Annotated in this window: 7 protein-coding genes; 2 read left to right on the top strand and 5 right to left on the bottom strand. The window is 54.4% G+C overall.

What is annotated here, in order from left to right:
* The first annotated feature begins 8 nt into the window (after positions 1–8).
* Positions 9–800 carry an ABC-type transport auxiliary lipoprotein family protein gene (locus PsAD37_RS23090; protein ID WP_208989291.1) on the top strand — a complete coding sequence of 264 codons (792 nt, stop codon included), beginning with the start codon at positions 9–11 and terminating at the stop codon, positions 798–800.
* A 19-nt stretch (positions 801–819) separates the two neighbouring features.
* Here PsAD37_RS23090 and PsAD37_RS23085 read toward each other — a convergent pair whose 3' ends face one another.
* The 3 genes from PsAD37_RS23085 to PsAD37_RS23075 form a co-directional block, all read right to left on the bottom strand.
* Complete coding sequence (locus PsAD37_RS23085) at positions 820–1,128, bottom strand: cupin domain-containing protein (RefSeq protein WP_063298085.1); 309 nt, start codon at positions 1,126–1,128, stop codon at positions 820–822.
* A 92-nt stretch (positions 1,129–1,220) separates the two neighbouring features.
* Positions 1,221–2,162: a 3-hydroxyacyl-CoA dehydrogenase family protein gene (locus PsAD37_RS23080; protein WP_063298084.1), complete on the bottom strand. Its 942-nt coding sequence runs from the start codon at positions 2,160–2,162 to the stop codon at positions 1,221–1,223.
* A 190-nt stretch (positions 2,163–2,352) separates the two neighbouring features.
* Positions 2,353–3,237, bottom strand: coding sequence for a LysR family transcriptional regulator ArgP (locus tag PsAD37_RS23075; protein ID WP_063298083.1), 885 nt, complete (start codon positions 3,235–3,237; stop codon positions 2,353–2,355).
* Positions 3,238–3,339: 102 nt separating this feature from the next.
* On the opposite strand from PsAD37_RS23075, the gene PsAD37_RS23070 reads away from it, so the two are divergent.
* Complete coding sequence (locus tag PsAD37_RS23070) at positions 3,340–3,945, top strand: LysE/ArgO family amino acid transporter (protein WP_063298082.1); 606 nt, start codon at positions 3,340–3,342, stop codon at positions 3,943–3,945.
* A 42-nt stretch (positions 3,946–3,987) separates the two neighbouring features.
* Here PsAD37_RS23070 and PsAD37_RS23065 read toward each other — a convergent pair whose 3' ends face one another.
* Together PsAD37_RS23065 and PsAD37_RS23060 are read right to left on the bottom strand one after the other, a co-directional pair.
* Positions 3,988–5,292 carry a class I SAM-dependent methyltransferase gene (locus PsAD37_RS23065; protein ID WP_063298081.1) on the bottom strand — a complete coding sequence of 435 codons (1,305 nt, stop codon included), beginning with the start codon at positions 5,290–5,292 and terminating at the stop codon, positions 3,988–3,990.
* A gap of 239 nt (positions 5,293–5,531) precedes the next feature.
* Positions 5,532–12,800: a hypothetical protein gene (locus tag PsAD37_RS23060; RefSeq protein WP_063298080.1), complete on the bottom strand. Its 7,269-nt coding sequence runs from the start codon at positions 12,798–12,800 to the stop codon at positions 5,532–5,534.
* Positions 12,801–12,944: the final 144 nt, after the last annotated feature.

The following is a 12,944-nucleotide window of genomic DNA, read 5'->3' as shown; positions in this document are numbered from 1 at the left end:
TTTTTGGAATGTTTGACAAAAATGTAGATAAGCGACTCGAAAACGTGCGAGTGGCTAATGGCAGTAGGCTGGAGCTCGGCGTGTTCGGTTCGACACTTAAAAAAATCGTTGTTGGTGCCGTTCTGCTGGGTGGTCTTGCAGGGTGTGGGGCAAGTGGTCCTGAAGCTCTATATGGCTTGACTGCGCCGCGCGATGTTCCTGTTAAAGTCCGTGCCTCTGATTATCAAATGCTTGTGGCGACACCTGTTGCTCTTCAGGCGTTGGATACGAGCAATATTGCTGTGACACAGGGTGGCGGCCCAATTTACTCCTACTTCCCGAAGGTGGCATGGACAGACACGCTGCCACGAGTGTTCCAGGCGAAGCTTGTTGAGACGCTGGAGAACACCGGCAAGCTGCGCGGCGTTTCGCAACCGGGGCAGGGATTGTTAATCGACTACCAACTGCAAACCACTTTGCGGGCTTTTGAGCTGCAGGTGGATGGTGGTGACAAAGCCTATGTGGAAGTGGCTGCACGTATCGTGGATGACCGGGATGGCCGCTCCATCGGCATGCGTGTGTTTGCGGCGAGTGTGCCGACAACTGGCGATACGGTCACTGATGCAATTCCGGCACTTAATGCTGCCTCAGACAATGTGCTCGCCCAGATCACCAGCTGGTCTATCAATACTGTCGGTCGCATCCCTCGTGCAAAGGCCGCTGCCAAACGCGCTGCACTGAACAGCCAGCAGGATGCAGGCAAACGACAGGTTGCTGCTGTTGCACCGGCTGCGATCGAGGTCGCAGGGACGGCGAAGTAGGCGGGTTCAAATCCGGTGTTTATCGACGGGCTTCAAGGAGTTCAATTTCGACGAATGCGCATTCGAAGTTGTTGGCGTTGATGACATCGTGCTCTACGCCAATCTCTTTGAAGTATGGAACTCCGTTTTGCATAGCGGCTTCCACTGTTTCCCCATTGCCTAAATTGATTTCCAGAGCGCCATCAAAGAGCGGGACTACGATGTAGTCGTAGGCATGGCGATGCCAGCCGGTGTTGTCTCCGCGTTGTTTGAACCGCCATTCGGTGACTTTTACGCGGTCATTCTCGATCAGAACTGTTGGTTTTGCGGAGCCCGTTGATGAGCACATGACACTCTCCTTTGTTGTGCATGTGCTCATGGTAGGGACGGGTTGGAAAAGAACATAGGACCAGCGCTTGGTAGCTTGGATGTCAGCTTCGTTTAGGCTGGGCTTTTCTCTTTCTTGGTTTGCCCCGACAAGACATATTGCAGAACGAGATCATCCCTGCGCTTTGCCAGCTCCTGCATGGATGTGTTTTCCAATGAGGCTTTCACGCCGTCTTCGAGTATATCCACCACCTCTGGTGTGATCCTTGGGGTGCCTAGATCGTCCCACCAGCTTTGGAAAGGACCGCCAAGGTGATCACAAAACGAACGGATGCCACCTTCACCGCCGCCCAGATGCAAGAGTGTGTTTGGACCCATAGCGGCCCAACGGAGGCCGGGGCCATAAGCAACGGCTTTGTCGATATCCTCGACGCTTGCGACACCTTCCATCGTAAGATGAATGGTCTCGCGCCAGATTGCTGCCTGTAGCCGGTTTGCAATGTGCCCGGGAACTTCTTTGTTGAGGCGTACGCAAACTTTGCCAATGCTCTCATAGAAGTCTTTTGCTGATTGGAGTACGCTTGCATCCGTTTTCTCATTGTCCATCAGCTCTACCAATGGGATGAGGTGTGGTGGATTGAACGGGTGAGCCAGAATGAAGCGACTTGGATTGTTAAATCCTGCCTGCATCTCCGAGAGTTTCAAGCCGGAGGTTGAGCTGCCGATGATGACTTCTGGTTTCAGGTGTGGTTCGATCTGCTGGTAGAGCCCGTGTTTGATCTCCAGCCGCTCCGGCACGCTCTCCTGAATGAAGTCGGCGTCTGATACTGCTGCCACAGGGTCGTTTGTAAACCGTAATTTTGATGTGTCACCGGCATGTTGCCATCCAAGTGCAGCAAGCGTTTCTGCGGCATTTTTTACCAGAGCGGTCACCCGGTCTTCTGTTTCCGGTGAGGGATCATAAACTGTGACCTGCCGCCCTGTAGCTGCAAACAGCGCTGTCCAACTCATGCCGATTGTTCCGGCCCCGAGAATAGCGATGTTTGGGTAGTTCATGTCAGCATTCCTTGCGTTGACCGATGAGAAGGAACTGCTCAGTTCGATGCGGAGGTGTACCCGATATACTGGCGCAGGTAAGGAGAACTACTATGATGTTGATTTCTGGGTCAATTTAACAATTTGTACCAAGGCGTATGTATCGTGCTCTGGAAAACAGAGATGCTTGTTCAGGCTATTCACATCTGCCTTAGTCTGCCAGTGCTGATCTTGCTGCCTGGCGTATGGCTGTTGTGAGGGGAGCTATTGTGTGGGCTGTTGCCCGGCTTGTATGCCAGAAAAGTTTTGTGTCGTATGGCGTGTCTGGGATCAGCTCAACTAGCTTCCCTTGCTCAATGAGTGGATCGACCAGAATGCTCGGGTTCATGCCCCAACCGATGTGATTGACTGTGGCGTCGATAAACGCCTGAGGGCTTGGGAGCCAATGGGTGTTTGGAAAAATGCTCTCTCCAAAGACTGCGCGCAACCATTCTGTCTGTAGCGTATCTTTGATGTTGTAGGTGAGCGCAGGTGCGAGCTTCAGTGCATCAAGGGTGACGCCTTTCGGGAACCATTGTTTGACGAAAGCCGGACTTGCTGTCGCCCGGTAACGCAGAGCGCCCAAAGGAAAACAATCGCATCCGCGTATGGGTGTTGGTTCCGCGCTGACAGCGGCCTGAACTTCCCCGCGTCGCAACCAGTTTGCGCTGTGGTCTTGATCGTCAATCTTCAGGTCGAACAGAAAACCATCCACCTGTGCGAGTGCATCTATGAACCACGTGGCAAGGCTGTCTGCGTTGACTGCTATCTGGAGGCTGGTCAGGTTGCTGGCTTCGCTCGAAAAGCCAATTTCCTCTTTGACCTGTTTCTCCAGCAAAGCAACTTCGTTAGCGTGTCGAAGCAGCACTTCTCCCTGAGTGGTGGTGACACATGGTGTACCTCGTATTACGAGGACGCAACCAAGCTTCTCTTCAAGGGTCTTCAGGCGCTGAGATACTGCGGATTGCGTGATGCCGAGGTGTTGTGCGGCTCTCTCAAATGTACCAGTGGTCAGGATTGAAGCGAATGCAGCCAGTTGTGCTCGGTCAAAATTCATCAGAATCTCTAATGTAGAAGAAGGTATTTGAATTTCACTAATGGTGAAGAGCGATGTAGTCAAGTTGGCAATGAGTTCTCAATTTCCCTCTTAGGAAACCCAATGTCAGTCTTATCAGTTGCCTTTTCCGGCTTTTCTCTTGGCCTTAGTTTGATCTTCGCAATTGGCTCACAAAACGCTTTCGTGTTGAGGCAGGGCTTGCGAGGAGAGCATGTTTTCCTGACTTGCATCACATGCGCAGTCAGTGATGCTTTCCTGATTACGGTTGGAATATCCAGTCTCGCGGCAATATCCGCAACAATTCCCGAGTTAGAGCCATTTCTACGGTATGGCGGGGCTGGGTTTCTGGCTCTTTACGGTGCTCGCAGTGCATTGTCCGCGATCAGAGGAGGGGCGGCTCTCAGTCCGGATGAGGGCAAAACGGCAGGGATTGTCGGTACACTTATTGTGGTGTTGTCGCTTACGTTTTTGAACCCACATGTCTATCTGGATACGGTGCTGCTTGTCGGGTCTGTTGCCAGTCGCCATGAAGGTGCTGAATACATTTTTGGCATGGGTGCTGTCGTGGCGTCCTTCGTGTTCTTCTTCTCCCTGGGATATGGCGCCCGTTTGCTGCGACCAATATTTGCAAATCCCACCTCCTGGCGGGTTCTTGATGGTGTCATCGCTGTTGTCATGTGGGCCATTGCATTTGCTCTGGTGAGCTGATTGCCGCAATAGCTTTTGACGAGTTCATAGGGCATCTGATCGCTAACAGGTCTCATTCTCTCGTTTGTACAGGGAGGCTCGTGTCAGAGGCATTCCGGAGAAACTCTTTGTTTTTCGGGTTGCGACCGTCTGGAAGATTTGTGCGGAACCGCGTTCAAATGCCAGTGAGACTCCTGCCAGATACAGCGCCCACATTCTGAAGGTTTCTTCTCCCACCAGAGCGATTGCTTCCTCCTTGCGTGACATAAGCCGTGTTGCCCAGTGGGACGTGGTGTAAGCGTAATGTTCCCTCCAGCCTTCCACATCGTGCACTTCAAAGCCTGTGGCCTCGAGGTTGCGGAGGCTCATGCCGATGTGGTCGAGCTCTCCACCGGGGAAAATGTAGCGGATCAGTGCTTTGTATTCGGCAGGCTTTTTTCTGAACTTCTTTTCTGTGCGCTTACCCGGCCTTGTTATGGCATGGTGTAGGTAAATCCCACGTGGCTCCAGCAGACGCTTGACAGCTTGGAAGTATCCTTCATGATTGGCAAGGCCGACATGCTCAAACATACCGACGGACGAGACTTTCGTGAAAGTGCCAGAGAGCTTGGAGAAGTCCTGCAGTTCGATTGAGACACGGTCTTCCAAGCCTCGTTCCGCAATGGTTTTGCGACCCAGCAGGACTTGCTGCTCAGAGAGTGTCACGCCTTTGGCGGTGACGCCGTAGTGTTCTGCTGCATGGCAAATGAGAGCGCCCCAACCACACCCGATGTCCAACAGGCGGTCTCCCGGTTCCAACCGCAATTTCCGGCAGATCATATCCAGCTTGTCGCGCTGTGCCTGATCCAGTGTGTTTTCGGCCTTCGTGAAATAAGCGCAGGTGTAGAGCATTTGTTCATCAAGGAATAACGCGTAGAACTCATTTGAGACATCATAGTGGTGGGCGATATTGCGTTTGTTAGAGGCCTCGCTGCCATCACGGGCACCTTCTCTTTTTACCTCTGAGCTAGCGCGCCGTTTTGAGGGGGAGAACAGAAAGGGCAGGACTGCTTTTGCGAGTAAGAGGCGGTTTAGGTTTTTGGCCAGCTTGCTTGCTTTTCCGGGTGGGCGCAATTCTGCCATCTCAAAGAGGTTTACCCCTTCGATATCGATCCGCTTTTGCACCCATGCATCGACGAGTGTCTCAATCTTAGGGCGGCGCATAAGGGCCGAGATCACACCAGGGTCATTGATTGCAATAATCGCGGTGGGCGGATTGGCGGGAACATGTGTGCCATCCCACAACCGGAACCCGAACTTCAGCTGCATTGTTGAGTGGATGTGTTCCAGTGCGTTTTTTAAGGAATTTCGCCGCCACGTTGCCTGCATCGCTCTTTTCCGCCTTTGCTCTTGTGAAGCACACCCTATCGCTTCCTCTGAGGATCAAACATCCCCGAGTTGTAGGATGCGATTGAGAGAGTTTTAGGGTCGGAGACCATAGGATCTGAGAGATATGAGGGGCAGGAGGCAAGGGCAGCGAGTACAGAGACCGGTGTTATTGTGTCGGCCCAATAAAAAAGGCTCCTGACAATCTCAGGAGCCTTTTTGAGTTTGATTGTTTGTCGCGCTTAGTCGAAGCGGCCACTTGCGTGAGCAAGCATGGTGTAGACCTTGCCGGTATCAGAGGTCAGGTAGGTCTGACCGAGCTGATTGTCGCTGTCGCTTCTGGAGACCTGAGACAGGAGTTGTTCGAAGTCCTGAATGTAACGCTCAACTGCGCTGCGGAATTCAGGATCGCGACCGTACTTCTGGCGGATCTCGTCGAAGGTCTGCTGACCTTGCAGGGTGTACAGGCGACGGGTGAAGACATCACGTTCGCCGCGCTTGTAGCGCTCCCACAGATCGACGAAGGTTTCATGATCAACTGCACGAGCAATGTCCATGCTCAGGGAGTTGAGGGATTCAACCATGTGCTGCGGGGTGCGTGCGTTTGCTGTGTCGCGCGGATGTCCGCCCATTGTGTCTTCATCATCTGAAGCGCGGCGGAGCAGGTCGCTGATCCAGCCCTTGGATGTGCCGTTTCCCTGCGGTGCAGCTGCTGGTGCTGGCTGCGGACGCTTTGCGCGTGGAGCAGGAGCTTCCATGCGACGAGGGGACGGAGCCATACGGGCAGGCTTTGCGCCGGTGGCTGCAACTTGCTGCAGTGTTGGTGCTTCAGCTGCTGCGTATTGGCTGGTCGCTGCCACTGCTGCCGGAGCAGCGTTGACTGCACGTGCTGGTTCTGCTGGCGTGGACACATCGAACTGAGAAGACTGGCGGGACACGATGGTGGAGAGTTCCTCCAGTGCCTTCACCTGTTCGCTCACGATGCGACGCAGTGCAGAGGTAGATGCTTCTGCTTCATCCGGCAGAGCCAGAATACCTGCATTCAGTTCAGAGCGGGTTGCTTCCAGCTCATGGTGTACTGAACGGGCAACTTCACGCATGCGAGATGTTGCATCGGTAAAGCGCTCGGATGCTTCAGTGACGGTGGACTTCATGTCATGAAGGATATCATCGTGGGCAGCTTTAACTGCATCACGTGCCTTCTGACCTTCCATACCAGCGGTCATGCGCATGCTTTCGAACTGCTCAGTCACAGACTTGGTCGCAGCTTCAGCAGCAGCACGGAGCATGCCAGAAACTTCGCGAGCCTTGTCGTCCGCAACTTCAAGCGTGTCACCAAGGGTGTTGGTGTAGTTCGCCATGAGCACTTCAACATCAGATGTTTTCTTGATCAGCGTGTCTGCAACCATTTCAATTGCCATGCGGCGGTCTGTGAAGCGACTGTCAACATGGGTGTTGGTTGCTTCCAGATCTGCAATGGCCTGACCGAGAAGCTGGTTCTGGTCTTCCATGCGGCCTGCGATTTTCGCCGCGTCTGCAAGCACGGTATGTGTTGTGTTGCGGAGCTGACCGACCTGGTTTTCGATAGTGGCGTTTGCTGCTTCAGTCTCGGTAACAGCACGGTCGATCGCGGTCCTGAACTCACCTGCACGGTTTGCGAGGTTGGTTTCAACTTCAGACAGGTTCTCGCTTGCGGATGCAAGGATCTGACGAAGACTTCCGTTGGAGGCATTGAGACGTGTCAGGATTTCGGAGACATCTGTTTCCAGACGCTCTTTGGTGCCTGTCATCACGTTCACAGCCATCCGGGTGCGATCTTCGATGGTGTTGCCGATGCCGTCGATGGTTTGTGTCAGAGCATCGGTTGCGACTGCACCCTGACGGGTGACGGTCTCTGCAACTTCCTGACCCTTTGTGGAGACTGCGTTGAGCAGGACGTTCATGTCGGCCTGCATACGCTCGCGGCTGTCGTCCAGACGGGTGGTTGCGATGTTGCTGCGCTCGTCGATTGCAGTCACGATCTTGTCGCCAGCTTCAACCAAATCGCGTGTTGCCTGCAGACCGTTCTGTGCAAAGCGGTCAGAGACTTCACGGCCCTTCACGGCCACTGCATCCAGAATTGCGTTCTGGACTTCGTTGACGCGTGTGGTGAGGTCATGAGCACGGTTTTCGATGGCAGTGATCAGCTCGCTGCCGTCCTTGCCGATGATCTCGGAAAGCTCAGCAGAGCGGCTGCCGAAGGCATCGTTGAGGTTCTCGGCTTTAACCAGCAGCTCGTCTGCCACGGACTTGACGCGGGTAGACAAGGTGCCTGCTGCTTCTTCGATGGTGGTGAAGACGCGAGCACGAACTTCGTCGGTTTCGCCAGCCAGAAGCTTGCGGACGTCTTCTGCAGAATCTGCGAGGATCGTCTTGGAGCGTTCGCTTTCTGCGGAGAGGCGGCCAGTTACCAGCTCGATAGTCTGGGACAGATCACCACGGACCTTGTCGCTTTCGCCGGTGAGGGCGCCAGACATTTCAGCCAGGGTTGCGGTGTACATGGCGCGGGCGTTTTCGCTTTCCACGGCCAGAGCGTTAGCTGCCTGAGCCACAGTGCAGAGAACGCGCTGTGCGACTTCGTCACCTTCCTTGGTGAGCGTACCGCGTACGGTTGCCATGGCATCGGAAACAGCTGCTGCTGCTTTCTCGCCTTCGCCTTCCAGAGAGTTACGGGCTTCGCCGATGGAGTTGGAAACGATTTCCTGCAGACGCTCGCCTTCTTTGCTCAGTGTGCCGGACAGCTGCTCTACGCTGCTGACAACCTTCTCGGTTGTGAGGTCACGTTCCTGAGCAAGGCGATCGGACGCCTGACCAACGACTTCGAGGATAAGATCGCGAACACGGGTGCTTTCGGAGCCAAGGGAAGAGGTTGCCTCTGCCATTGCGCTTGTAAGCGTGGTTGCTGCCTTCTCGCTCTCGTCTCCCATGGTGGAGGAGATTGCTTCGAGGCGGTCTGTGAGGATCGTTTCGAGAGCCTTGGAACGGCTGTCGAGCGTTTCTGCAACTTCGAACACCTTGGAGCCGAGAGAAACGTTGATCTCTGCGACCTGCTCGGACAGAGCGTCGGTGAGGTTCTTGGACTGCTTGACGATGATGCTGCCAGCTTCTTCCAGACGACTGTCGAGCGCTTCGTTGATCTCGGTCTGACCGTCGTGGAATGCCTTGGCAATCTCGCGGGTGCGGCTGACCAGAGTTTCAGAGATCTGTTTGGCGCGTGCGTCCAGAGCCTGATCGATGCGCTCTGTGCCGGTGGACAGAGAGTCAGCAAGGTGTTCTGCACGGTCGGAGATGACAGTTGCAGCTGCCTCGACTTTGTCGCCAACTGCCTGATCGAAAGTGGACAGGCTTGTGGAGATTGTCTCTTCGATGGCTTCTGAACGCTGAGCGAGGATTTCGCCGATCTTCTCTGCACGGTTGGAAAGAGAGACGCCAACCTGTTCCACACGCTCGGAGAGATTGACCGCAATGATGTCGGTACGATCTTCGAGGATCCTGGAGATGGACTGGGTTTTCTCTTCCAGAGTGCTTGCGATGATGCCAGTGCCCTGTTCGACCGCGTCTGCCAGCTTTGTGGTGCGGCTTTCGATGGTCTCGGTGAGGGCTGCTGCGCGTGTATCGAAGCTCTGCTCGAAGGTGCTGGTTCGTTCTTCGAGTCTCGCGTCGAGTGTCTCGATGCGGTTGTCAAAGGATTCGCCGATGTTCTGACTGCGCAAATCGAGGGACTGAACAAGATCGGAACCGCTTTCGGTAACAACCTGTTCCAGTTCTGCCAGTTTGCTTGCCAGGCCATCGTTCAAAGCACGGCCACGGATGTCGAGGGTTTCGGTAATGCGATCGCCGATTTCGGTCAGATCAGCTGTTACGCGCTCACCACGAGAGCCGATGAGGTATGCCAGCTGTGTACCGGTGTCAGCCAGTTTGTCAGCCAGTTCCTCAGTGCGCAGGCCAAGTGCGCCGGTGATGTCGGTTGTTGTGCTTTCAAGAGCAGTCTTGAAGGCGGATGTCTGTTTGCTGATGGTGTCAGCAACTTCTGCGCCGCGCTCTGCCAGACGTTGATCAAGCTCAGCACCGTTGATGGTGATGCTCTCATAGATCTGAGTGCTGACGTTGCCAAGACGGTCAGCCAGCTCGCCGCCGCTAACTGTGATGGTGGTGCCGAGTGTGTTTGCCGTGTCATCCAGACGGGTCGCAATGTCGCCGCCACGCAGAGACAGATCCGCAATGATGCTTTCACCAGCGCCGCGCAACACTTCGGAAACCTCAGTGGAGCGGTGGGACAGTGTGTCGATGAAGTCGGTGCACTGAACAGCTATTGCTTCGTTGATCTCGCGACCACGGTTTGCAATGCCTTCTGCTGCCTGTTCGCCGGTTGAGCGCAGGGCAGTGTCCAGGTTGGTCACACGCTCATCAACAACACCCATCATCTCTTCGGTGCGGCCTGTGATCGTGTCGATCAGGCGGCCACTTGTAAGAGACAGGTTGGCGTTGATTTCTTCACTGCGGGTAAGGATCTCGTCGGAAAGACGTGTGCTTGCGGAGGTGAAGTGATCGGTGACGCCAGAGATAGAGGTTTCGAGCGTTTCATGCAGCTGTGCGTTTGCACTGCCGAACTGATCGGAAACTGTTGTGACTGTCAGGTTCAGCGTATCTGTCAGCTGAGTATTGGCCGTGTTTACGGTCTCGTTCAAGCTGCCAACGCCGGTCTCCATAAGCGTCGAGATCTGCTCGCTTGCGGAGTTGACGGTTTCGTTGAGGCTGCCGACGCTTGTATCCAGCGTCTCGGAAATGATTGTGTTTGCAGTTTTGACTGTGTCGGTCAGGCTGCCCACACCGCTGTCCATGATCGTTGAGATCTGGGAGCTTGCAGCATTGACGGTTTCGCTAAGGCTGCCGACGCCTGTATTCAGCGTTTCGGAAATGATTGTGTCTGCAGTTTTGACTGTGTCGGTCAGGCTACCCACACCGCTGTCCATGATCGTGGAGATCTGGGAACCTGCAGCATTGACGGTTTCGCTGAGTGTGACAACGCCGCCTTCCAAAGCCTCGGAGATATGCTCTTTTGCACCAGAAACAGTGGTGCTGAGGTTCGAGACGCCATCTTCCAGAGCTTCTGTGATATTGGCGGTCGCGCCGGATACAGATGCTGTGAAGTTGGATGCGCTGGTGTCCAGTGTTTCTGTCAGCTGTGCGGATACGCCGTAAACACTCTCGTTGAGATTAGCTACGCCGCTTTCCATTGTCTCTGCCATAACAGAGGTTGTGTTGCTAACCGTTTGAGACAGAAGCTCAACGCCGCTGTCCAGAGACTGGGAGAGTTCGCCGCTGACGCCATCCACTGTACGGGTGATGGTATCGATGCCACCCTTCAGGGTCTCAGTCAGGTTGTCGTTTGCTGTGGTGATCTTCTCAGTGACTTCGCTGGAAGCGGTGAGAAGTGTCGTTGTCAGCTCGGAACCTGCGGTCTCGACACTCTGGTTAATGGAAACAACGCCAAGGTTCATTGTTTCTGTCAGGGTGTCGTTCGCACTGTTGATCTGATCGGTCACAGTGGAGGTTGTTGTTGCCAGAGCTTGTGAGAGTTCGGAGCTTGCGCTTGTGACGCTTGTGCTCAACTCTGTAACGCCGTTTGAAATAACAGCACCAATCTGCGAGCTTGCACCCTCAGCAGCAGAGCTGATGGACTGAACGGAAACATTGAGCGTATCGGTGAGGGACGCATTTGCTTCGGTCAGCTGCTCGGTGACGGTTGATGTGGTGATCACCAGTGTCTGTGCCAGCTCGCCGCTGGTTTGCGAAACGCTGGATGTAAACTCGGACAGACCGTTGGTCAGTGTGGAGTTGAGTTCTGTGTTTGCTGCACTGATCTGGCCAACAACCTCACCGGATGTGGTTACCAGAGTTTGTGTCAGGTCAGAGCTTGCTCCAACAAACTGTGCCGTTACAGAAGAGACCGTCTCTTCGATAGAGGCCGTCAGCTCAGTACCCTGCGCCTGCAGAACGCCTTTCATGGCTTCTGTCTGGTCTGTGATGGTTGCAGACAGTTCTGCGCCAGCAGCGCCGAGTGTTGCGTTCAGAGCGTCGCCGCGTTCTGCCAACAGGTCGCTGATTTCATTGCCGCGAGTGGAAAGACCCTCAACAATTTCAGTTCCGGTGGAGGACAGGGATGCAGTGATTTCATCGCTGCGGCTTGCCAGATTGTCAACGAGTGCTTCTGAAGTTTCAGAAAGACGGGTGTTGAGGTCTGTACCGCGCTCGGTCAGGTTATCAATGAAGGAGTTTGCAGTAGAGGAGAACTCTTCATTGATAGAAGATCCGCGCTCGTGAAGTGTTTCAGAGAGCTTGGAGCCGGTGTCGGAGAGTGTTTCAACCAGCTCAGAGCCGGTAGAAGTGAGGCGCTCGACATAATCATCGGAGCGAACGGTCAGCGAGGAGACCATTTCGCTGCCAGCTTCAGTGAAGCTGTCGGTTGCTTCTGTGACGCGATTTTCGATCTTGCTTGTCATCTGCTCAAGCGTAGCGTCGATCGAACCGGTTAGGCGTTCCCGGGCACGATCAACAGAGGAGGCGAATTCCTCTGATGTGTTCGCGAGCTGTGATGCAAGATTTTCGTGGGAGCCGGAGATGGTTTCACGAACCAGCTCTGCGTTTGCCTGAATGGCTTCACGCTGGCTGACAAGTTCTTCCACCAGACGGCGAATTTTCAGTTCGTTGTCATTATAGGAGTTCTCAAGGGACGAGACTTCCTTATGAATGAGAACTTCCAACTCGCTGGCACGTGCAATCGCGCGTTCAATGCCGTCGCCCATGGCGGCAGCTTCGCGGCGGATTGCCTGACCAACGTTCAGGATGCTTTCTTTTGCAACATCTTCAGGCTCAGCAAGACGAAGAGCAACTTCCGTCATGCCCCGTGCGACGTTGCGCATTTCCTGTGCTCGCCAGAACAGGAGAGCCATCACCCAGACAAATGCGATTGGAACAACAATAAAGACGGAAATGAGAACCAGCGTCGGGTTTTCAAATACGCCTGAGAAGGAGGATGATTTTTCAAGCTGAGCAGCGAATGAGCCCCAGGACATTGCCAAGCCAAGGCTGGCCCAGACAACGGAGACTGCAAATGCGAACCAGAATGGAGCTGCAGACGGCTTACGCTGCAGAGCAAACATCAGTGAGCCAATGGACTGGCGATCATCGTTGCTTGCTGTGGGCGGGCGGCCACCACGGCCACGTTTGCGAACCTGTCTCGGAGCTTGATTTTCTTCTACAAGCTGAGCCAGTTTTTTATCAGAGGAAGGAGCTGTTGTTACAGACTCCGTTGCAGGGCTAGCAGACATTTGCGGGGGGGCCGCAGTGGTGCTCTCCTGTTCACTGGATAAAATAGACTCTTGTGGAGCGCCAAAATCAGCCTGAAGGGCTTCTTCTACCGCTGACAGAGCCACTTCCGATGGAGCTTTCGCCTTCGGGGTGTTCGCCATATCTCGCCTCGCGTCCGTACTCTCTACTTGCCGGTCGTCAGCACATTTTTCGCCTTTTGTGCCGGCGCCGTTACCACAAGGTGTCCGTCCTACGCGAAATACATTCCTCCCAAACAAGAACGCATTTCAGACAACAATAGGTTT

The sequence above is a fragment of the Pseudovibrio sp. Ad37 genome, assembly GCF_001623075.1.
GTDB lineage: Bacteria > Pseudomonadota > Alphaproteobacteria > Rhizobiales > Stappiaceae > Pseudovibrio.
The sequence above is the reverse complement of the archived record's forward strand: the minus strand, read 5'-3'. Positions and strand labels throughout refer to the sequence as shown.